The 22,242-nt window shown below is 64.1% G+C and carries 19 protein-coding genes; 7 read left to right on the forward strand and 12 right to left on the reverse strand.

Annotation, left to right across the window (positions count from 1 at the left end; translation table 11 throughout):
- Positions 1-8 precede the first annotated feature (8 nt).
- The 7 genes from kdsA to NCS03_RS09395 all read right to left on the reverse strand — a co-directional run bounded on the left by kdsA (position 9) and on the right by NCS03_RS09395 (position 8,878).
- The gene (gene kdsA / locus NCS03_RS09365; RefSeq protein ID WP_008341878.1) at positions 9-863 is read right to left on the reverse strand and encodes a 3-deoxy-8-phosphooctulonate synthase; all 855 of its coding nucleotides are present in this window, start codon (positions 861-863) and stop codon (positions 9-11) included.
- Positions 860-2,548 (reverse strand): CTP synthase, encoded by a 1,689-nt coding sequence (pyrG, locus tag NCS03_RS09370; protein WP_008341880.1) that lies wholly within the window; start codon positions 2,546-2,548, stop codon positions 860-862. Before pyrG ends, kdsA begins: the two co-directional genes overlap by 4 nt.
- Positions 2,549-2,709: 161 nt before the next feature.
- Positions 2,710-3,531, reverse strand: a complete 822-nt coding sequence (locus tag NCS03_RS09375; protein WP_008341881.1) for an alpha/beta fold hydrolase — start codon at positions 3,529-3,531, stop codon at positions 2,710-2,712.
- A 24-nt stretch (positions 3,532-3,555) separates the two neighbouring features.
- Complete coding sequence (locus NCS03_RS09380) at positions 3,556-6,042, reverse strand: DNA internalization-related competence protein ComEC/Rec2 (RefSeq protein ID WP_250529089.1); 2,487 nt, start codon at positions 6,040-6,042, stop codon at positions 3,556-3,558.
- Positions 6,043-6,103: 61 nt separating this feature from the next.
- Positions 6,104-6,892 carry a TatD family hydrolase gene (locus tag NCS03_RS09385; RefSeq protein WP_250529090.1) on the reverse strand — a complete coding sequence of 263 codons (789 nt, stop codon included), beginning with the start codon at positions 6,890-6,892 and terminating at the stop codon, positions 6,104-6,106.
- Between the two features lie 26 nt (positions 6,893-6,918).
- Entirely contained in the window at positions 6,919-7,632 is a 714-nt protein-coding gene (lolD, locus tag NCS03_RS09390) for a lipoprotein-releasing ABC transporter ATP-binding protein LolD (protein WP_008341887.1), read from the reverse strand.
- A complete protein-coding gene (locus NCS03_RS09395; RefSeq protein WP_033535777.1) occupies positions 7,625-8,878 on the reverse strand; it encodes a lipoprotein-releasing ABC transporter permease subunit in 1,254 nt (417 codons plus the stop codon). The genes lolD and NCS03_RS09395 overlap by 8 nt, the downstream gene beginning before the upstream one ends.
- 156 nt (positions 8,879-9,034) lie before the next feature.
- On the opposite strand from NCS03_RS09395, the gene NCS03_RS09400 reads away from it, so the two are divergent.
- The 5 genes from NCS03_RS09400 to NCS03_RS09420 all read left to right on the forward strand — a co-directional run bounded on the left by NCS03_RS09400 (position 9,035) and on the right by NCS03_RS09420 (position 15,651).
- A complete protein-coding gene (locus NCS03_RS09400; protein WP_250529091.1) occupies positions 9,035-10,129 on the forward strand; it encodes a regulator in 1,095 nt (364 codons plus the stop codon).
- A gap of 11 nt (positions 10,130-10,140) precedes the next feature.
- Positions 10,141-11,844 (forward strand): single-stranded-DNA-specific exonuclease RecJ, encoded by a 1,704-nt coding sequence (gene recJ / locus NCS03_RS09405; protein ID WP_008341891.1) that lies wholly within the window; start codon positions 10,141-10,143, stop codon positions 11,842-11,844.
- Positions 11,845-11,927: 83 nt separating this feature from the next.
- Positions 11,928-13,032, forward strand: a protein-coding gene (gene prfB / locus NCS03_RS09410; protein ID WP_144403574.1) for a peptide chain release factor 2 whose coding sequence is annotated in 2 segments (ribosomal slippage) — positions 11,928-12,008 and positions 12,010-13,032 — 1,104 coding nt in all. Because the reading frame shifts where the segments join, the coding sequence is not laid out codon by codon here.
- 76 nt (positions 13,033-13,108) lie between these two features.
- Positions 13,109-14,635, forward strand: coding sequence for a lysine--tRNA ligase (gene lysS / locus NCS03_RS09415; protein ID WP_008341896.1), 1,527 nt, complete (start codon positions 13,109-13,111; stop codon positions 14,633-14,635).
- A 287-nt stretch (positions 14,636-14,922) separates the two neighbouring features.
- Positions 14,923-15,651 carry a glycine zipper 2TM domain-containing protein gene (locus NCS03_RS09420; protein ID WP_250529092.1) on the forward strand — a complete coding sequence of 243 codons (729 nt, stop codon included), beginning with the start codon at positions 14,923-14,925 and terminating at the stop codon, positions 15,649-15,651.
- A gap of 71 nt (positions 15,652-15,722) precedes the next feature.
- Here NCS03_RS09420 and pssA read toward each other — a convergent pair whose 3' ends face one another.
- The 5 genes from pssA to NCS03_RS09445 all read right to left on the reverse strand — a co-directional run bounded on the left by pssA (position 15,723) and on the right by NCS03_RS09445 (position 20,799).
- Complete coding sequence (gene pssA, locus NCS03_RS09425; protein ID WP_008341899.1) at positions 15,723-16,589, reverse strand: CDP-diacylglycerol--serine O-phosphatidyltransferase; 867 nt, start codon at positions 16,587-16,589, stop codon at positions 15,723-15,725.
- 13 nt (positions 16,590-16,602) lie between these two features.
- A complete protein-coding gene (locus NCS03_RS09430) occupies positions 16,603-17,247 on the reverse strand; it encodes a phosphatidylserine decarboxylase (RefSeq protein ID WP_034473054.1) in 645 nt (214 codons plus the stop codon).
- A gap of 106 nt (positions 17,248-17,353) precedes the next feature.
- Positions 17,354-18,370, reverse strand: coding sequence for a ketol-acid reductoisomerase (gene ilvC, locus NCS03_RS09435; RefSeq protein WP_008341903.1), 1,017 nt, complete (start codon positions 18,368-18,370; stop codon positions 17,354-17,356).
- A 65-nt stretch (positions 18,371-18,435) separates the two neighbouring features.
- Entirely contained in the window at positions 18,436-18,927 is a 492-nt protein-coding gene (gene ilvN / locus NCS03_RS09440) for an acetolactate synthase small subunit (protein WP_008341906.1), read from the reverse strand.
- A gap of 108 nt (positions 18,928-19,035) precedes the next feature.
- Positions 19,036-20,799 carry an acetolactate synthase 3 catalytic subunit gene (locus tag NCS03_RS09445; RefSeq protein ID WP_008341907.1) on the reverse strand — a complete coding sequence of 588 codons (1,764 nt, stop codon included), beginning with the start codon at positions 20,797-20,799 and terminating at the stop codon, positions 19,036-19,038.
- A 423-nt stretch (positions 20,800-21,222) separates the two neighbouring features.
- Here NCS03_RS09445 and NCS03_RS09450 point away from each other — a divergent pair, with 423 nt between their 5' ends.
- Together NCS03_RS09450 and NCS03_RS09455 are read left to right on the forward strand one after the other, a co-directional pair.
- Entirely contained in the window at positions 21,223-21,786 is a 564-nt protein-coding gene (locus tag NCS03_RS09450) for an RNA polymerase sigma factor (protein WP_008341908.1), read from the forward strand.
- Positions 21,783-22,229 carry a DUF3619 family protein gene (locus NCS03_RS09455; protein WP_175982714.1) on the forward strand — a complete coding sequence of 149 codons (447 nt, stop codon included), beginning with the start codon at positions 21,783-21,785 and terminating at the stop codon, positions 22,227-22,229. Before NCS03_RS09450 ends, NCS03_RS09455 begins: the two co-directional genes overlap by 4 nt.
- Positions 22,230-22,242: the final 13 nt, after the last annotated feature.

Here is a 22,242-nt window from a genome sequence, read left to right on the forward strand (position 1 = left end):
GCCGACGCTCAGTTGAAGTCGTTCTCGAGGAACGAACCGCTTTTCACCGCGCGATCGATCGTGATGAGCGTCGAAAGCAGCGCTTCCATGTGATGCAGCGGCACCGCGTTCGGGCCGTCGGACTTCGCGCAGGCCGGGTCCGGATGCGTCTCCATGAAGAGGCCCGCCACGCCCGTCGCGACCGCCGCACGCGCCAGCACCGGCACGAATTCGCGCTGACCGCCCGAGCTCGTGCCCTGCCCGCCCGGCAACTGCACCGAATGGGTGGCATCGAAGACGACCGGCGCGTTGGTTTCGCGCATGATCGCGAGCGAGCGCATGTCGGACACGAGGTTGTTATAGCCGAACGACACGCCGCGCTCGCACGCCATGAAGCGGTCTTCCGACAGACCCGCTTCACGCGCGGCGTCGCGCGCCTTGTCGATCACGTTCTTCATGTCGTGCGGCGCGAGAAACTGGCCCTTCTTGATATTGACCGGTTTGCCCGAGCGCGCGCACGCGTGGATGAAGTCGGTCTGACGGCAGAGGAACGCGGGCGTTTGCAGCACGTCCACGACCGATGCGACCGCTTCGATTTCTTCCTCGGTGTGCACGTCCGTGAGAACGGGCACGCCGAGCTGCTTCTTCACTTCGCCGAGAATGCGCAGGCCTTCGTCCATGCCCGGACCGCGATACGACTTGCCCGAACTGCGGTTCGCCTTGTCGAACGACGACTTGTAGATGAACGGAATGCCGAGCTTCTGCGTGATTTCCTTCAGCCGGCCGGCGACGTCGATGGTCATTTGCTCCGACTCGACGACGCACGTGCCCGCGATCAGGAAGAACGGCTTGTCAAGGCCCGCTTCGAAATGACACAGCTTCATGCTTGCGCTCCCGCGGTGGCTTTCGCCGGCGCCTTCACGCCATTGCCTTCGGCGTGCGCGCGCGCTGCATCGACGAATGCCTTGAAGAGCGGATGCCCGTCGCGCGGCGTCGACGTGAATTCGGGGTGGAACTGCACGCCGACGAACCACGGGTGCAGCGACTGCGGCAACTCCATCATCTCGGGCAGATCCTCGCTCGGCGTACGGGCGCTGATGATAAGCCCGCCGGCTTCGAGCTGGGGCACGAAACGGTTATTGACTTCATAACGGTGACGATGACGCTCGTTCACATCGCTGCCGTAGATGCGCTCGGCCATCGTTCCCGGCTTGATCGGGCACTTCTGCGAGCCGAGGCGCATGGTGCCGCCGAGATCCGACTCTTCGTTGCGCTTTTCGATGCGGCCCGCGCGGTCGTACCACTCCGTGATGAGCGCGACGACCGGGTTGCCCGTGTCCTGATCGAACTCGGTGGAATTCGCATCGGCGAGACCGGCGACATCGCGCGCGAACTCGATCACCGCGAGCTGCATGCCGAGGCAGATGCCGAGATACGGCGTCTTCGATTCGCGTGCGTAGCGGATCGCCTTGATCTTGCCTTCCGTGCCGCGACGGCCGAAACCGCCCGGCACCAGCACGGCGTCGAGGTGCTTCAGTGCGTCGGTGCCTTCGGCGTCGATCTGCTCGGAATCGATGTACTCGATGTTGACCTTCGTCGACGTATGGATGGCCGCGTGACGCAGCGCTTCGATCAGCGACTTGTACGATTCGGTGAGTTCGACGTACTTGCCGACCATGCCGATGGTCACTTCGTGCTTCGGATTTTCGAGCTTCTCGACGAGGTTCGACCACATCGCCAGATCGGCCGGCGGCGGCGCGAGCTTCAGCTCTTCACAGATGATGTCGTCGAGGTGCTGGTCGTTGAGCATCTGCGGAATCTTGTAGATGCTGTCCGCGTCCCAAACGGAAATGACCGCGTCTTCGGGCACGTTCGAGAACATGGAAATCTTGGCGCGCTCGTCGTCGGGAATGCGGCGGTCGGCGCGGCACAGGAGCACGTTCGGATAGATACCGATTTCGCGCAGCTTCTGCACGCTGTGCTGCGTGGGCTTCGTCTTGAGTTCACCCGCCGTCGCGATGAACGGCACGAGCGTGAGGTGCACGAAGCACGCGCTGTTGCGGCCCATGCGCAGGCTCATCTGACGCGCGGCTTCGAGGAACGGCAGCGATTCGATGTCGCCCACCGTGCCGCCGATTTCCACGATCGCCACGTCCGGCTGGCCGCACGTCGCCGCAGCGGCGCCGCGCTCCACGAATGCCTGGATTTCGTTGGTGATATGCGGAATGACCTGCACCGTCTTGCCGAGATACTCGCCGCGGCGTTCCTTGCGGATCACCGATTCGTAGATCTGGCCCGTGGTGAAGTTATTGGCCTTGCGCATCTTCGTGCTGATGAAGCGCTCGTAATGGCCGAGGTCGAGGTCGGTCTCCGCTCCGTCTTCCGTCACGAACACTTCCCCGTGCTGGAACGGGCTCATCGTGCCGGGGTCGACGTTGATGTAGGGATCGAGCTTGAGGAGAGTGACTTTGAGACCGCGCGATTCGAGGATCGCGGCGAGAGAGGCGGCGGCAATACCCTTGCCAAGGGACGAAACTACGCCGCCGGTGACGAATACATATTTGGTCATCGCTAGATGCTCGCGGGAAAAACGGATTATACCGTAAAGGCCGGTTCCCACGAAGCGCGCCCGGCGCGGATATTGGCTACAAATCCGCGCATTTCGGCGTCATTTTTGCGGAACGTGACGCGGGCCGTTCGTCAAGTCCCGCGCGCGTGCTCGCGCCCTTTTCAGCGCGCCGTCTGCATGGCCGTGAGCAGCCGCTGCACGGCGCGCGCGGTGTCGATCGGGCGCTCCATCGGAAAGAGATGGCTGCCTTCCATCCATTCGATGTGCTCGCCCGCGATGCGCCGCGTCATCCCGAGCCCGACCTGGCGCACTTCGCGCGAATGCGTCCCCGCGATGAAACCGACGGGCACCGGCGCGCCGTGCGCGAGCCGCGCGCCGAGCGTGTGCGGCAGCGTGCGATAGATCAGATATTCCACATGGCGATCGAATGCGAGCGAGCGTGCGCCGTTCGCATGGGTCTGCGGAATGCCGAAATCGATATAGTCCGACAGCATGCGTTCGTCCCAGCGCGCGAACGCCGGTTTCGACAGGAAATGCCGCCACGCCTCGTCGCGGCTCGCCCACTGCGTGCGGCGCTTGCGCGTCGCGGCGGCGGGCGACAGGCGCTCGTCCAGCCCGGTCCATTGCGTGACGCGCAGGAGTCCGCTCTTCCAGCCCGCGATCACCGGCGAATCGAGCATCACCACGCCCTTCACCCATTCCGGACGCTTCAGCGCCGCCATCAGCGACAGATAGCCGCCGAGCGAATGCCCGACGAGCCACACCTTCGGATGATCGCCGTCGGCTTCGCGCCGATAGCGGCTCATGTCGTCGATGAGCTGATCGACGAGATACGGCCAGTCGCGTGTCACGGGAAAGCGCGCGTCATGACCGATGCGCTCGATGCTGCGAACTTCGTATTCGTCGGAAAGCTCCGCGAACATCGTGCGATACGTCGATGCGGGAAAACCGTTCGCGTGCGAGAAATGGATGATGTCTTTCAAGCGTGTCTCTTGTTTTTTTAGCGTTTAGCGCGCCATCCAGTAGCGCGCGTGGCTTTGCCGGTAGCGCTCGAACGTAATCTGCGAACCGATTTCGATACGCGCCGCGCCGTCTTCGTCGCTGCGCGAAAGCACGATGTCGCGCATCCGGTAGCGCGCGAAAACGGTCGGATGCGGATGATGAAAACGGTTGCGATAGCCTACCTGAAATATCGCGGCCAACGGCCCGACAGAATCGAGGAAAGGCTCGGTGGACGAAGTGCGGCTGCCGTGATGCGGCACGATGAGCACATCGGCGCGCAGGTCTGACGCGTCGCGCGCGATCAGCATGCGTTCGACGTCCGCTTCGATATCGGCGGCGAAGAGCGCCGAGCGTCCCGCCGCGTTCGTCACCTTGAGCACGCACGACTGCCGATTCGGCTTGCCCGAAAGCGGTCCCGGCTCGGGCCACAGCATTCGGAATTCGACGCCGTCCCACGTCCAGCGCTGCCCCGCCGCGCAACGCAGCGTCTGCGCGCCGCGTGCGCGCGCATCGGACCACGACGCGTCCTGCGCGGGCAGCGACGCGAGCAGTTGCCGCACGGCGATCGATTGCAGCACCGCCGGCGCGCCGCCCGCGTGATCCGAATCGGAATGGCTGATGACGAGCGCATCGAGCGCGCGCACGCCCGCAGCCTGCAGATACGGCACCACGATCCGCTCGCCCGCATGCGTCGATTCGGGACCGGGACCGGCGTCGAAGAGCAACGTGTGCCGCGCCGTTTCGACGACGAGCGCCGAGCCCTGGCCGATATCGAGCGCGGTGACGCGAAACGCGCCGACCGGCGCGGGATGCATCGCGGGCGCGAGCAGCGGCAGCCACGTCAGCGGCGCGGCGAAGCGCAACGGCCAGCCGCGCGGCGCGAGCGCCCATGCGACGCCGACGCACGATGCCGCGAGCGCGAACGCATCCGGCCGGGGCAAAAGCCACAGCGACGCGGGCGCGGCATTCGCGAGACGCGCGAGCATGTCGCAGAGCACGGACAACGCGGCATGGGCGACGTGAAGCATCGGCGCATCGAGCGGTGCGGGAAGCATGAGACCGGCGAGCGTCGCGGGCGTCACGAGCGCGCTGATCCACGGGATGGCGAACGCATTCGCGAGCGGACCGAGCAGCGGAATCTGCGAGAACCAGTAGGCGGTGAGCGGCGCGAGCGCGATCGTCACCGCGTACTGCACACGCGCGCTCGACGCGATATACCGCCGCACGCGCGCGGCGAACCGCGCGACGATCGCGAGCGGCCTGCGCTTCGCGACATGTTGCGGACGATGACCGACTTCGCTCGGATCGACGCGATCCCATTGATCGACGTCGTCCTGTTCTTCCGTTTGCGCCCGCGACGCGCGACGTCCCGCCGACGCGATCGCATGCAGAATCGCCGCCACCGCGCAGAACGACAGCCAGAATCCCGGCGCTGTCACCGCCCACGGATCCGCGATCAGCACGAACGCGAGCGCCCAAAGCAGCACGAGCGACGACAACGGCCGTCGTCCGAAGAAAAACGCGAGCGCAACGACCAGCAGCATCCACAGCGTGCGTTGCGCGGGCACGTTGAAACCGGCGAGCGCGGCATAGCACGCAGCGAACACGGTCGCGCCGATGGCCGCCGCTTTCGGCGTGGCCGCGATCAACGGCGCGCTCAGGCCGCGCAAGCGCACGCGCTTCCACACGAATCCGACGATCAACGCCGCCAGCCCCGCGACGAAGCCGATATGCAAGCCCGATATCGCAACGAGATGACTCGTGCCGGTCGCGCGCATGACGGTCCAGTCGGCATCGCTGACGGCGTCCTGCGCGCCCACCGCGAGCGCGACGATGATCCCGCGATGCGGCGCATCGCCGAGCACGGTCTCGATGCGTTCGCGTGCGCGCGCACGCAGCCGGTCGATCGTCAGCCGCGGACCCGACGCATCGGCGTGCAAACGGCGCGGCTCGCGTGCTGCCGATACATAACCCGTCGCGCGAATGCCGCGTTCGAGCAGCGTTGCTTCGGCATCGCGCAGACCGAAGTTGGCGTTGGCATGCGGACGCTTCAAACGCGCCACCAAGCTCCATCGCTCGCCGGCGTGCAGGTTCGGAACATGATCGCCCGACATCCAAAGCAAGCGCACGACGCGCGGAAACTCATGCAATTTCGCGCCGTTGGCCTCGATTTCGAAGAGAAAGCGCGTACCGTCGGCGCGTCGCTCGGGCATGCCGCGCACGAAACCCGTCAGTTCGATGTCGCGCTGCTCGTAGCGTGCTGGCAATTGTTCGCGCAGCCGCAGATCCGCGCGTATCGCCGCATACGCGAAACCCAGCGCGCAAGCAGCCAGCGCGAAGCTCGCGATGCGCGCACGCGGCTCGATCGCGCCCGACGCAATCGCGATGACGAACGCCGTGCAGCACGCGCACCACGCGATGACATCCGGCAAGCGAGCCTGCTGCTGCAACCACCAGACACCCAATGCAAATCCCAGCAGAATCGCCCGCACGTCTTCCCTCTTCGTTCCTCGTCACGGCGAACGCATGCAGCCGATGCGTCCATCGAAACGATTATGAAGAGGCGAGCGCGAGCCGTGGGAGCGCAGCGTGAGCGTTAGCCGTTGTGCCTAGGGAAAGCACGTTTTCGTCGATGCCGCGCAGTTGCGCGAGCACTTGCGCGATGCGCGCGACCTGGTCCGGCGTGTTGCGTTGCTTGTAGCGCCAGGACGGCGCGATGTCGGGCGCATCGGTTTCGAGCACGATCGCGTCGAGCGGCAGCTCCGTCGCGAGCCGGCGGATCTGCAGCGCGCGCTCGAACGTGAGATTGCCGCCGAAGCCGAGATGCATGCCTTGCGCGATGAACGCCTCGGCCTGCTGGAAACTGCCGTTGAACGCATGCGCGATGCCGCGATGAATGTCGCGCGCGCGCAAGCCCTTCAGCACCTTGTCCTGCGACTTGCGCACATGACAGATGACCGGCAGATCGAACTCGCGCGCGAGCTTCAGTTGCTCGTTGTAGAAGAACTGCTGGCGGGCGTCGTCGAGCGTCGGCACGAAGTAATCCAGCCCGATTTCGCCGATGCCCACAAAGCGCGGATCGTCCATGCTCGCTTCGATTTCCTCGCGCAGCGCGCGCAGGTCGTCTTCGTGCGCGCCCGGCGTGAAGAGCGGATGAATGCCGAGCGCGTACGCGCCGCCTTCGATGCGATGCGCCAGCGCCCGCACCGTGTCGAAGTTGAAGCGCCCGACGCCCGGAATCACGATGCGCGTCACGAGCGCATCGAGCGCGGCATCGGCGACGGCATCGCGGTCGGCATCGAATTCGCCGGCATCCAGATGACAGTGCGTATCGATCCACATGGCGGCCTCCGCGCGTCGCGAAAGATTCAGACCGGCACGACCGGCTCTTCGTGCAGCACGCCGTCGCGCAGGCGCAGGATGCGGTCGCAGCGCGCGGCGAGATCGGGATCGTGCGTGACGATCACGAAGCTCGTCTCGAGCGTGCGCGACAGCTCCAGCATCAGGTTGAAGACGGTATCGGCGGTGCCGCCGTCGAGATTGCCGGTGGGTTCGTCGGCGAGCACGCATGCGGGATGCGTGACGAGCGCCCGCGCGATCGCCACGCGCTGACGCTCGCCGCCCGACAATTCGCCCGGCCGATGCTTCGCCCGATGCCCGATGCCCACGCGCTCCAGCATGACGAGCGCTTCCTTGCGCGCGTCTTCCTCGGGCATGCGGCGGATGCGCAGCGGCATCGCGACGTTGTCGAGCGCCGTGAATTCCGGCAGCAGATGATGGAACTGATACACGAAACCGAGCGCGCGATTGCGCAGCTCGTTGCGTTCCTTTTCCTTCAGTTCGGTGAACGGCTTGCCGAGCAGCGAGACCTTGCCCGCGCTCGGTTCGTCGAGCCCGCCGAGCACATGCAGCAGCGTGCTTTTACCCGAGCCCGATGCGCCGACGATCGCGAGCTTTTCGCCCTTCATCACGTCGAGTTGCGCGTTGTTGAGCACCTGCACGTTGAAGCCGCCCTGCACGAACGTCTTCGAAATCGCCGATGCCCGCAGCACGATGTTGTTGGCCGGAATCAGATCACTCATAGCGCAGCGCCTCCGCCGGACGAACCTTCGCGCCGCGCCAGCTCGGATAGAGCGTGGCGAGCGACGACAACAAAAATGCGATGACGCCGATCTTGACGACATCGCCCGGCACGAGCTCAGACGGCAGTTCGCTGATGAAATACACCGAGGACGGCAGGAACTGCACGTTGAAAAGATGCTCGATCATCGGCACGAGCCATGGAATGCTCCACGCGATCAGACAGCCGAGCGTCACGCCGAGGGCCGTGCCGATGAAGCCGATCGTCACGCCCTGCACGACGAATATCTTCATGATCGAGCCCGGCTGCGCGCCGAGCGTGCGCAGAATGGCGATATCGGCCTGCTTGTCGGTGACGGTCATCACGAGCGACGACACGAGATTGAACGCCGCTACCGCGATGATCAGCGTGAGGATGATGAACATCATGCGTTTCTCGATCTGCACGGCGGAGAACCACGTCTTGTTCTGCTGCGTCCAGTCGCGAATGTACAGATCGCCCGACAGCGTGCCCGCGAGCTGGCGCGCGACTTCGGGCGCGCGCTGCATGTCCTTCAGGCGCAGGCGCACGCCGGTCGGCGCGGGTAGGCGAAAGAGCGCTTCGGCATCGCGGATTTCGATGAGCGCGAGCGTCGAATCGTATTCGTAGTGCCCCGACTCGAAAACGCCGACGACGGTGAACTGCTTGAGGCGCGGCATCATGCCGGCCGGCGTGATGGTGCCTTCGGGCGCGACGAGCGTGATCTTGTCGCCCCGCGTCACGCCGAGGTTGGCCGCGAGATCCTTGCCGAGCACGATGCCGAACTCGCCCGGCTTCAGGTCCGTGAGCTTGCCCGCGCGCATTTCCTTGCCGATGTCGGACACTTCCGGCTCGAGCGTGGGCTCCACGCCGCGCAGCGCGACGCCGCTCACGGCGCCCTGACGCGTGAGCAGCGCCTGCGCTTCGACATAAGGCGCGGCGCCGATCACTTCCGGATTGCGCTTCGCTTCCTGCGCGGTCAGTTGCCAGTCGGGCATGGAGCCCGTCGGCGAGAAGATTTCGACGTGCGCGAGCACCGACAGCATGCGGTCGCGCACTTCCTTCTGGAAGCCGTTCATGACCGACAGCACGACGATCAGCGCGGCGACGCCGAGCGCGATGCCCGCCATCGAAACGAGCGCGATGAAGGAGATGAAGCCGTTGCCCGTGGTGCGTTTGCTGGCGCGCGTGTAGCGCCAGCCGATCTGCCATTCGTACGGAAGTTTCAAGCGATTCCTTTCTGCTGCTGTTCCAGCGTTGTTGAGTCCGGTGAAGCAAATTTGCGAAAGTTTGCCATATGTCGCGAAAGCCACGCACTGGCAGCCTTCGTCCGCGAGGCGGGAACGGCGCGCCGCGCCTGATCGGAGAAGGCGCTTTGCCCTACAATGCCGAGCATCATGCCCGTTCATCATCTCCATCTCCTGTTGCCGTTCGCCCTGCCTTCGGCCGCGGACGCCGCCACCGCCCTGCACGGACTGGAGAGCGCGGCGCTCGAAAAGCTGCTCGCCCGCGCCACGCTCGAAGAACGCGTCATCGGAGAGGATTTTCAGCGCACGCTGCCGCACGAACGCTGGATCGCGCGCCGCTTCGGCGCGGTGACGCCCGCCGATCAGCGCTATGCCGACGACGCCCCGCTCGCGCCCTTCATGCTGCTCGCCGACGGCGGCACGCCCGGCGATGCGCTCTGGGCCTGCATCGAGCCGGTTCATGTCCGTATCGCGCACGATCATCTCGTATTGATCGATCCCGACACGCTCGGCGTGCACACGGAAGAAGCGCGCGCCCTGCTCCAGACCGCGCGGCCGGTGATCGAAGCGCTCGGCGTGACGCTGCAAGCGCCGACGCCATTACGCTGGTACGTGTCGGGTGAAGCGCTGGGCGCGCTCGCGGGCGCATCGCCGTTGCGCGCGACCGGGCGCAACATCGAAATCTGGCTGCCGCACGAGGCCCGCACCGGCGATCGCTCGCGCGCGTGGATGAAGCTGCAGAACGAAGTGCAGATGGCATGGTTCGAACATCCGCTGAATCTGGAACGCGAATCGCGCGGCCTGCCTGCGATCAATTCGATCTGGCTCCACGGACAAGGCGCGATGCGGCCCGTGCAAAGCCCGTTCGCGCGCGTGATGTCCGATGCGGCCGCGACGCGCGGTCTCGCGCTCGCTTCCGGCGTGAAGCCGTCGATGCCGCCGGCGTCGTTTGCATCGCTCTCGATAGACGACGCGCAGGACGCGACGCTCGTCGAGCTCGATGCGTTCTCCGCGCCGTTCATCGAACAGGATTGGGCGCGCTGGAACGATGCGCTCAAGGCGCTGGAAAACGCGTGGTTCGCGCCCGCGCTGCAGGCGCTTCTCGACGGCTCGCTCGGCCGCCTGAGTCTCACGCTTTGCGGCGATACCGGCTCGGTCACGCTCTCGGTCACGCGCGCCGATCTGCGCAAGTTCTGGCGGCGCCGTCCGATCGCGGCGCTCTTCATCGAATAAGGCACTTTGCAATGACGCGAATCGTTACGCGCGCTTCTTCTCCCGCCGATGCCGAAGCGCTGATGCGCCACGGCCTGCATCCCGTCATCGCGCGTCTTTACGCATCGCGCGGCGTGACTTCTCCCGATGAAGTCGAAACCGAATTCAAGCGCCTGCACGCGCCCGCCGGCCTGAAAGGCTGCGACGCCGCCGCCGTCGTGCTCGCCGATGCGCTCGTCTCGGGACAGCGCATGCTCGTCGTCGCGGACTACGATTGCGACGGCGCGACCGCATGCGCCGTCGCCGTGCGCGGGCTGCGGATGTTCGGCGCGAACATCGACTATCTGGTTCCGAACCGCTTCGAATACGGCTACGGGCTGACGCCGGAAATCGTCGAGCTGGCGTCGCGTTCGAAGAGCGGCCTGCCGGATCTGCTCATCACGGTCGATAACGGCATCGCGAGCGTCGATGGCGTCGCGGCGGCGAACGCGCTCGGCATCGACGTGCTCGTCACCGATCATCACCTGCCCGGCGACGAGTTGCCCGCCGCGCGCGCGATCGTCAATCCGAATCAGCCGGGCTGCGCGTTTCCGAGCAAGTGCATCGCGGGCGTCGGCGTCATGTTCTACGTGCTGCTCGCGTTGCGCGCGGAGTTGCGGCGGCGCGGCGCTTATGCCGATGGCACACCCGAGCCGCGTCTCGATGGCCTGCTCGATCTCGTCGCGCTCGGCACCGTCGCCGATGTCGTGAAGCTCGACTGCAACAACCGCATTCTTGTCGCGCAAGGCCTGAAGCGGATTCGCTCGGGCCGCATGCAGCCGGGCATCGCCGCGCTCTTTCGCGCCGCCGGCCGCGATGCGCGCGCGGCGTCGGGTTTCGATCTCGGCTTTGCACTCGGGCCGCGCCTCAACGCGGCGGGACGGCTGTCGGACATGTCGCTCGGCATCGAATGCCTGACGACCGACGATGTCGGCCGCGCCTGGGAGCTCGCGCAGCAACTCGATTCGATGAACCGCGAGCGTCGCGAAATCGAAGCCGGCATGCAGCAGCAGGCGCTCGCCGAATTGCAGACGATCGATCCGGGCGAGCGCGCCACGCTCACGCTCTACGACGCGAGCTGGCATCAGGGCGTGATCGGCATTGTCGCGGGGCGGCTGAAGGAGCGGTTTCATCGGCCATCGTTCACGTTCGCGCACGCCGACGACAGCGGCACGCTCAGCAAGGGCTCCGGCCGCTCCATTCCGGGCTTTCATCTGCGCGACGCCGTCGATCTGATCGCCAAACGCGAGCCCGGCCTCATCCACAAGTTCGGCGGACACGCAATGGCCGCGGGCCTGACGCTTTCCACCGCCGACATCCCGCGCTTCACCGCCGCGTTCGAAGCGATCGGGCGCGAATGGCTGACGGCCGAAGCGCTGTCGCGCACCGTCGAAACCGATGGCGAACTCGAAGACGCGTACTTCACGCCGCAATTCGTCGAAATGCTCGACGCCGCCGTCTGGGGACAGGGCTTTCCCGCGCCGACCTTCTCCGGCGAGTTCGAAGTCGCGTCGCAGGCGCTCGTGAAGGACAAGCATCTGAAGCTGTCACTGTTGCGCGGGCGGCAGCGTTTCAACGCGATCTGGTTCAACCACGTCGATCCGCTGCCGCCGCGCGCGACCGTCGCGTACCGGCTCGTCAGCGATTCGTGGAACGGCGTCGCGCGGGTGCAGCTGATCGTGGAGCACGCGGGCTGAGCGGCCCGCCGCGCACCCCGAAGGCCGGGGAAACCCTGTCGATCGGCTATAATTTCATCTTTTTACGAAGCCGAAGATCGACAATGGAAGCGGAACGTCTCAACGCGATCGAAAGCCTTCTGGCCGACCTGCGCCGCCGCGCGGGCGAGCTACGGGGGTATCTTTGACTACGACGCCAAGTCCGCGCGTCTAGCCGAAGTCAATAAGGAACTCGAAGACCCGAACGTCTGGAACGACTCGAAGAACGCCCAGGCGCTCGGTCGCGAAAAGAAGCTGCTCGACGGCGTGGTCTCCGCACTCACCGCCCTCGACAACGACCTGCGCGACGCGGACGAACTGTTCGGCATGGCGCGCGAGGAAAACGACGAGGACACGCTCGTCGCATCCGAATCCGATGCGGATGCGCTGCGCCTGCGCGTCGAAGACATGGAATTCCGCCGGATGTTCTCGAACCCGGCCGACCCGAACAACTGCTTCATCGACATCCAGGCGGGCGCGGGCGGCACCGAAGCGTGCGACTGGGCGTCCATGCTGCTGCGCCAGTACCTGCGCTACTGCGAACGCAAGGGCTTCAAGACCGAAGTGCTCGAAGAGTCCGAAGGCGACGTCGCGGGCATCAAGAGCGCGACGATCAAGGTCGAGGGCGAATACGCATACGGCTATCTGCGCACCGAAACCGGCATTCACCGCCTCGTGCGCAAGTCGCCGTTCGACTCGTCGGGTGGGCGTCACACGTCGTTTTCGTCGGTGTTCGTGTATCCGGAAATCGACGATTCGATCGAGATCGAGATCAATCCCGCCGATATCCGCACGGACACGTATCGCGCATCCGGCGCGGGCGGCCAGCACATCAACAAGACCGACTCCGCCGTGCGACTCACGCACGCGCCGACGGGCATCGTCGTGCAGTGCCAGAACGACCGCTCACAGCACCGCAATCGCGCGGAAGCCATGCAAATGCTCAAGGCGCGTCTCTACGAATTCGAGATGCGCAAGCGTCAGGCCGAGCAAGACAAGCTCGAATCGAGCAAGACCGACGTGGGCTGGGGCCATCAGATCCGCTCCTACGTGCTCGACCAGAGCCGCGTGAAGGACTTGCGCACCAACGTGGAAATGAGCAACACGCGCGCCGTGCTCGACGGCGACCTCGACGACTTCATCAGCGCGAGTCTGAAACAGGGCGTTTAATTCGCCGACGCGGGTATCGACTTCGATATCCGCGTTTTCAATTCAGCCCGCCTCGCATCAAAAAGCCACAATCATCATGACCGAACCGATTCAACCGGGCGCCGCTCCCGAACTGGAAGAGAACCAGATCATCGCCGAGCGACGCGACAAGCTGCGCGCGTTGCGCGAGCAAGGCATCGCCTATCCGAACGACTTCCGCCCGACGCATCAGGCCGCCGCGCTGCAGAGCGACTACGCCGAAACGGATAAAGACGCGCTCGAAGCGAATCCCCTGCCCGTCGCGATCGCCGGCCGGATGATGTTGAAGCGCGTGATGGGCAAGGCGAGCTTCGCGACGGTTCAGGATGGCAGCGGCCAGATCCAGTTCTTCGTGACGCCCGCGGACGTCGGCGCCGAAACCTACGACGCATTCAAGAAGTGGGATCTGGGCGATATCGTCGCCGCCAAGGGCGTGCTGTTCCGCACGAACAAGGGCGAGCTGTCGGTGCGCTGCACGGAGTTGCGTCTGCTCTCGAAGGCGCTGCGTCCGCTGCCGGACAAGTTCCACGGCCTCGCCGATCAGGAAACGCGCTATCGCCAGCGCTATGTCGATCTGATCGTCACGCCGGAATCGCGCAAGACCTTCATGGCGCGCACGAAAGCCGTCACGTCGATCCGCAATTTCATGGCGCAGGCGAGCTTCATGGAAGTCGAAACGCCGATGCTCCACCCCATTCCCGGCGGCGCGGCGGCCAAGCCGTTCACCACGCATCACAACGCGCTCGACATGCAAATGTTCCTGCGCATCGCGCCCGAGCTGTATCTGAAGCGGCTGATCGTCGGCGGTTTCGAGCGCGTGTTCGAGATCAACCGTAACTTCCGGAACGAAGGCGTGTCGCCGCGTCACAATCCGGAGTTCACGATGATGGAGTTCTACGCCGCGTACACCGATTACCGCTGGCTGATGGACTTCACCGAGCAACTGATCCGCCAGGCCGCGATCGATGCGCTCGGCACCGCCACCATCACGTATCAGGGGCGCGAGCTTGATTTGAGCAAGCCGTTCCATCGTCTGACGATCAATCAGGCGATTCAGAAGTACGCGCCGCAATACACCGACGCGCAGTTGTCCGATGCCGCTTTCCTGCGCACGGAACTGAAGAAGTTCGGTGTGGATACGACGCAGCCCGCGTTCCTCAACGCCGGTCTCGGTTCGCTGCAGCTCGCGCTGTTCGAAGAGACGGCGGAATCGCAATTGTGGGAGCCGACGTACATTGTCGATTATCCGATCGAAGTGTCGCCGCTCGCGCGTGCGTCGGATTCGGTGCCGGGCATCACCGAGCGTTTCGAGCTCTTTATCACGGGCCGCGAAATCGCCAACGGCTTCTCGGAGCTGAACGATCCGGAGGATCAGGCCGCGCGCTTCCAGAAGCAGGTCGACCAGAAGGACGCCGGCGACGAAGAAGCGATGTACTTCGACGCCGATTACATCCGCGCGCTCGAATACGGCATGCCGCCGACGGGCGGTTGCGGCATCGGCATCGACCGTCTGGTGATGCTGCTGACCGACAGCCCGAGTATTCGCGACGTGATTCTGTTCCCGCATCTGCGTCGCGAGGACTGAGCTTTCGCCTCGGTTTTCAGCGAAAAAAGCGCGCCTTTCGAGGCGCGTTTTTTTTTCGATGGAACGATCGTTGTTGTAACCGCTGGTAAAAATTTCAAGCCGTATTCGGCCCGGAAGGGCGCACAGCCGCGAGCCATCGCGATTGGCATTGCTCCTGCTTTCATCGAAAGAGACAATCTCCGCGAATTTGTTACACGCCGAAAAAGCGGAAAGTCGGCGCTTCCCCGAGAATGGGCGTGATTGCCGACATCGGTAGCGGCAGTTCGCCTCGAAACGGAGGTTCGATAATGGATAACGGAACCAGCAAACTCAGCACGTCACCCTCTTCCGGCAGCGCTCAGCCGCCGCAGCGGCGTCTGCATCCGCTCATCGCCACGTCGGCGGGCGCAGTCATCGTCGCGAGCCTCGTGGCTACCGCCGCGATGACGGGACTGTTCCCGAGGGCATCGAGCAATTCCTCGCAAAACCCGCAGACACAGACGGCGGCGGTCGCGCAGCAGCCAGTAGTCGATTCCGCCGCGCCGAGCCCGGCGCAGCAGCAAGCCGCCGCTCAACAGCAGGCGGCGCAGCAACAAGCCGCCCAGCAACAGCAAGCGGCACAGCAGCAGGCGCAACCGGCCCCGGCGCAGCCACGACCCGCGCAGCCATCGTATGCGCAGCAACCGCCGCAGCATCCGGCGTATTGCTCGACGTGCGGCACCGTCGAGTCGATTTCAGCCGTCAAGCATGAAGGCCACGGCACCGGCATCGGCGCGGTCGGCGGCGCGGTGGCGGGCGGCGTCGTTGGCAATCAGTTCGGCCGTGGCGGCGGGCGCACGGCGATGACGCTGCTCGGCGCGCTCGGCGGCGGTCTGGCCGGCAATTCGGTCGAAAAGCATATCCGCAGCGAAACCGATTACTCGGTGCACGTGCGGATGGAAAACGGCAAGACTCGGACCTTCACGTACAAGAATCCGCCGCCGTTCCAGCAAGGCGAGCGCGTGCATATTCAGAACGGCACGCTGGTCGCGGGTTGATCGGCGCGCAAAAAGCAAAAAGGCGGCGAACCTCATCGGTTGCCGCCTTTTTTGTTTGAAAGCGTCGAGGCCTAGTGTTCCCGCTGCGAACTGCGCGCGGGATTCGGCCGTCCGCGGATCGCGAGATAGCCCCACCAGATATAGCCCGAGAAGCCGTACAGCACGAACAGGCAGAACAGCATGACCGGCGGATCCGACGACACCAGCACGAACGCCACCACGATCAGCAACACGCCCGCGAACGGCACGCGATAGCGCACGTCGAGCGCCTTGCCGCTGTAGAACGGCGCGTTCGATACCATCGTCACGCCGGCGTAGATGGTCAGCGCAAACGCGACCCACGGCAGCCACACGAGCTTGAGCGGCACGCGATTGTCGGTCGCGAGCCAGACGAAACCGGCGATCAGCGCAGCCGCGGCCGGTGACGGCAAGCCCTGGAAGTACCGCTTGTCGACCACGCCGACGTTCGTATTGAAGCGCGCGAGCCGCAGCGCCGCGCCCGAGCAGTAGACGAACGCGGCGAGCCAGCCCCAGCGCCCGAGATCCTTCAACACCCATTCGTACATGACGAGCGCCGGCGCGACGCCGAACGACACCATGTCCGAAAGGCTGTCGAACTGCTCGCCGAACGCGCTCTGCGTGTGCGTCATGCGCGCGACGCGTCCGTCCATGCCATCGAGCACCATCGCGACGAAAATGGCGATGGCCGCGATCTCGAAACGCACGTTCATCGCCTGAACGACGGCGAAGAAGCCGCAAAAAAGCGCGGCCGTGGTGAACGCGTTGGGCAGCAGGTAAATGCCGCGTTTTCTGAGGAACTGCTGCCGCTTCGCGCGCCGCGTCTCCACGGCGCCGACGTCCTGCGCGGCCTTGTTGCGGCGGAACGCGCGCGGAGGCGTCGCGTTCGCGCGATTACGGCGCGGTTTGAATGCCGCCATCGAATCCTCCGCGTTATTCCGCGAATTCGGCGAGGATCGTCGACGAAGCCGAAACCTTCTCGCCGATCGACACGCGCGGCCGGCTGCCAACCGGCAGATACACGTCGACACGCGAGCCGAAGCGAATGAAGCCGTAGCGCTGGCCGCGCGTGAGCGGCTCGCCCACATGCACGTAGCAGAGAATGCGTCGCGCGATGAGGCCCGCGATCTGCACCGACGTCACGGTATGCCCGCCCGCCGTCTGCAGCACGACCGCGTTGCGCTCGTTCTCGGTCGACGCTTTATCGACGGCTGCGTTCAAATACGCGCCCGGAAAGTACTGCACCTTCGTGATGGCGCCGTCCACCGGCGAGCGCTGCGAGTGTACGTTGAACACGTTCATGAACACGCTGATCTTGAGCGCTTCGCGGCCCACGTACGGATCGTGCGCGGTTTCGACCGCGACGATGCGGCCATCCGCCGGACACAGCACCGCGTTGGGCTGGGTCGGAATCGGGCGGGCCGGATCGCGGAAGAACTGGACGACGAAAATCACGATCAGCCAGAAGATCCAGGCGAAGCCAAAGCCGCCGATCGCCTGAACGAGGATGGCGACGACAGCCGCGATGGCGATGAACGGCCAGCCTTCGCGGGCAATGATCGGATGAGGATAGTTCATGAACGAGTTCTGTGTTTTATAAAAACCGTAGGATAGCAAAAGCCGCCCGGCGCACAGGGCATCCGGGCGGCTTTCGATGCAGCAAAAAGCGTGACTAGCGAAAGATTTAGTTCTTCGACTGGTCGACGAGCTTGTTCTTCGCGATCCACGGCATCATCGCGCGCAGCTTCTCGCCGACTTGCTCGATCTGATGCTCCGAAGTCAGACGGCGGCGCGATTGCAGCGTCGGCGCACCGGCGCGGTTCTCGATGATGAAGCTCTTCGCGTATTCGCCCGTCTGGATGTCCTTCAGCACGGCCTTCATCGCCTTCTTCGTCTCTTCCGTGACGATGCGCGGACCCGTCACGTATTCGCCATATTCGGCGTTGTTCGAGATCGAGTAGTTCATGTTGGCGATGCCGCCTTCGTAGATCAGGTCGACGATCAGTTTCAGTTCGTGCAGGCACTCGAAGTACGCCATTTCCGGCGCGTAGCCGGCTTCCACCAGCGTTTCGAAGCCGGCCTTGATCAGGTCGACGGTACCGCCGCACAGCACGGCCTGCTCGCCGAACAGGTCCGTTTCGGTTTCTTCACGGAAGTTCGTTTCGATGATGCCCGCGCGGCCGCCGCCGTTCGCCACCGCATACGACAGCGCCACGTCGCGCGCGGAGCCGGACTTGTCCTGCGCCACGGCGACCAGGTGCGGCACGCCGCCGCCTTGCGTGTACGTGTTGCGCACGGTGTGGCCCGGCGCCTTCGGCGCGATCATGATGACGTCCAGATCGGCGCGCGGGATCACCTGACCGTAGTGCACGTTGAAGCCGTGCGCGAACGCGAGCGCCGCGCCCTGCTTGGCGTTGTCATGCACTTCGTTCTTGTAGACTTCAGCGATCTGCTCGTCCGGCAGCAGCATCATGACCACGTCCGCGCCCTTCACGGCTTCGGCCACTTCCTTCACCTTGAGGCCCGCGTTCTCGGCCTTGCTCCACGATGCGCCGCCCTTACGCAGGCCGACCGTCACGTTCACGCCGCTTTCCTTCAGGTTGAGCGCGTGTGCATGGCCTTGCGAGCCATAACCGATGATGGTGACTTGCTTGCCCTTGATGAGGGAGAGGTCGGCGTCCTTGTCGTAGAAAACTTTCATGGTGGTTCCTTGATCGTGCGTTGAATTTGGTTGCGCTACTTTGCTTCGTTTTGACTGGAAAGGCGTCAGACCTTGAGAATCCGCTCGCCCCGGCCGATGCCTGAGCTGCCCGTGCGAACCGTTTCGAGGATCGCCGTGGCGTCGAGCGCCTGGATGAACGCGTCGAGCTTGTCGGACGCGCCCGTCAGTTCCATCGTGTAGGTCTTCTCGGTCACGTCGATGATGCGGCCGCGGAAGATATCCGCCATGCGCTTCATTTCTTCGCGTTCCTTGCCGACCGCCCTTACCTTGATGAGCATCAGCTCGCGCTCGATGTGGGCGCCCTCTGTCAGGTCGACCACTTTCACCACCTCGATCAGGCGGTTCAGGTGCTTCGTGATCTGTTCGATCACGTCGTCCGAGCCAATGGAGACGATGGTCAGCCGCGACAGCGAACTGTCTTCGGTCGGCGCCACCGTCAGCGTTTCGATGTTATAGCCGCGTGCCGAAAAGAGCCCGACGACGCGCGATAACGCGCCCGGTTCGTTCTCCAGCAAAACGGAGATGATGTGTTTCATTGTCTTTTCCCGAATGTGTCCAGAAGAGGCGTTCGTCCGAAAAACCCGCGCGCGTCACATGTCCTTTGTGAAGACAGGCGCGCGCGGGCCTCGCGAGTCGAAGCCGCGTTATAGATCCTCAGACCCGAGCAGCATTTCCGTGATGCCTTTGCCTGCCTGCACCATCGGGAATACGTTTTCGGTGGGATCGGTCTGGAAGTCGAGAAATACGGTGCGATCCTTCAGGCGCAGCGCTTCCTTCAGCGCCGGCTCGACGTCCGCGGTCTTTTCGACGCGAATGCCGACGTGACCGTACGCCTCAGCGAGCTTCACGAAGTCGGGCAGCGCGTCCATGTACGAACTGGAATAGCGCTTCTTGTATTCGATCTGCTGCCACTGGCGCACCATGCCGAGATAGCGGTTGTTCAGCGAGATGATCTTGACGGGCGTGTTGTACTGCTTGCACGTCGAGAGCTCCTGAATGCACATCTGGATCGAGCCTTCGCCCGTGATGCAGACCACTTCGTCGTCCGGATAGGCCATCTTCACGCCCATCGCCGCCGGCAGGCCGAAGCCCATCGTGCCGAGACCGCCCGAGTTGATCCAGCGGCGCGGCTTGTTGAACGGATAGAACTGCGCCGCCCACATCTGATGCTGGCCGACATCGGAACACACGAACGCGTTGCCGTCGGTCAGTTCCCAGAGCTTTTCGACGACGTACTGCGGCTTGATGATCTCGCTCTTGCGGTCGTAGGACAGGCAATCCTTCGAGCGCCAGCCTTCGATCTCGTCCCACCACTTCGCGAGCGCCTGCGTGTCCGGGCCGTGCTCGGCGTGCTGAAGCTGCTCGATGAGCTCCTTGAGCACTTCCTTCACGTCGCCGACGATGGGGATATCCACCTTCACGCGCTTGGAAATGGACGACGGGTCGACGTCGATATGGATGATCTTGCGCGGCGACGACGCGAAGTGCTTCGGATCGCCGATCACGCGGTCGTCGAAGCGCGCGCCTATGGCGATCAGCACGTCGCAGTTCTGCATCGCCATGTTGGCTTCGTACGTGCCGTGCATGCCGAGCATGCCGAGGAACTTCTTGTCCGATGCGCGATAGCCGCCGAGGCCCATCAGCGTGTTGGTGACGGGATAGCCGAGCAGATCGGCGAACTGGTTCAGCTCGCGCGATGCATCGGCGAGGATGATGCCGCCGCCGGTATAGATGTACGGGCGCTTCGCCGACAGCAGAAGCTGCACCGCCTTGCGGATCTGGCCCGAATGGCCCTTCGTGACCGGATTGTACGAACGCAGCGACACGCTCTTGACCGGCTCGTACTTGCACGGCGCCTTCGACACGTCCTTCGGAATGTCGATCAGCACCGGGCCGGGACGGCCGGTACGCGCGATGTAGAACGCTTTCTTGACGGTCTCGGCCAAGTCGCGCACGTCCTTCACGAGGAAGTTGTGCTTCACGCATGGACGCGTGATGCCGACGGTGTCGCACTCCTGGAATGCGTCGAGACCGATGGCCGCGGTCGGAACCTGCCCGCTGATGACGACGAGCGGAATCGAATCCATGTAGGCCGTGGCGATGCCGGTGACGGCATTGGTGACGCCCGGGCCCGAGGTCACGAGACACACGCCGACGTTGCCGGTCGAGCGCGAATACGCGTCGGCGGCGTGCACGGCGGCCTGCTCGTGGCGCACGAGAATGTGCTGAATCTGGTCTTGCTTGTACAGCTCGTCGTAGATGTAGAGTACCGAGCCGCCGGGATAGCCCCAAATGAACTCGACGTTCTCATCGGCCAATGCGCGCATGAGCACGGTGGCGCCGATGGAGTCAGCTTCGTGAGGAGGAGTCGTATCCGACGTGGAGAATTCCGCGCTGGGCATGTTCATTCATCACCTTTCGAATTTTCGGCAAAAAATTGATCGGGTGCTCTCTGCCGGGCTTGTGGCTCGGGTTCAAGCGGCGCGTCTAGGTTTGACTGGCGTGCTTCTTGGGCTCGCCTCAAAGCAGACATTTCACTGATGATGCGAGTCAGAAAATGTAACAGCGGCGCGCGCGGGCGGTCAAGCAAAAAGTTACCGAACGCGGCGTGCGCGCTGATTTTGCGCCGTTGCGGTGCGAAAGTTCCTTTACGGGGAGCGGCTGTCCGGGGCGCATTCGACCGGTCGAGTGCAGGCGGCAAATGGCAACAAAAGCTCTCATCCGCTCCGGATGCGGCGAAACTTTGCTAGGATTCGCAGGTTTTCCTAGAACTCCACGATCCTCATCGACGCAACTTCGGACGCAGCTTCGTTGCGCCGGGTCCCCAACGGATGGCATCAGACAAGGAACTCGCCGACTTCCTGGCGGGCGTCGAAAGACGCGCGTTCAAGCAAACCGTGTACACCGTTCGCGACGACGACGCGGCGCTCGACATCGTGCAGGACGCGATGATCAAGCTGGCGGAAAAATACGGCGACCGGCCTGCATCCGAGCTTCCCCTTTTATTCCAGCGTATCCTTCAGAACGCGACGCATGATTATTTCCGTCGCCAGAAGGTGCGCAACACCTGGGTCAGCCTGTTTTCGTCCTTCGGCAATGCGGACGACGACGAATTCGACCCGCTCGAAACCCTCGAATCCGAGGACGGCGCGGCGGGCAGCGAGAGCAGCGAAAACCGTCTGGAGCGCGAGCAGGTATTGAATCTGATCGACGCCGAAATCCAGAAACTGCCCGCGCGTCAACGAGAAGCTTTTCTCATGCGTTACTGGGAGGATATGGATGTCGCCGAGACGGCCGCCGCGATGGGATGCTCCGAGGGTAGCGTGAAGACGCACTGTTCACGCGCTACGCATGCACTCGCGCAAGCCCTGAAAGCCAAAGGGATCACGCTATGAGTTCCACTCTTGAAACGAAGGAAAACGAGTTCGCGCTGAAAGTCGTGCGCGCACTCGATGAAAGCACGTCGAACATTCCGGCTGCTGCCGTCGACCGGCTGCGCGATGCGCGCCGCGCCGCGATCGCGCGCAAGAAGCCGGAAAAGGTGGCCGTCGCGATGACCGCGCCCGCCTTCGCTCCGGCGTTCGCCGGAGGCACGCTCGACGCGGGCGGCGCCGATAACGGCCGCGGCGCAAAAGGGCTGCTCGCGCGGCTCGGCGGCCTCGGACTCGCGTGGCCGCTCGCGGCGCTCGTCATCGGGATTGCGGGCATCGCGTATTGGGAAGATCAGCAGCGCAAGGCGGAACTGGCCGACATCGACGCGGCCATGATGAGCGACAGCCTGCCCATCGACGCCTATCTGGATCACGGTTTCAACGCGTATCTGACGCGCAATCATTAAGCACTGAAAACAG

Source organism: Caballeronia sp. ATUFL_F1_KS4A (assembly GCF_023630905.1).
In the GTDB taxonomy this organism is placed as follows: domain Bacteria; phylum Pseudomonadota; class Gammaproteobacteria; order Burkholderiales; family Burkholderiaceae; genus Caballeronia; species Caballeronia zhejiangensis.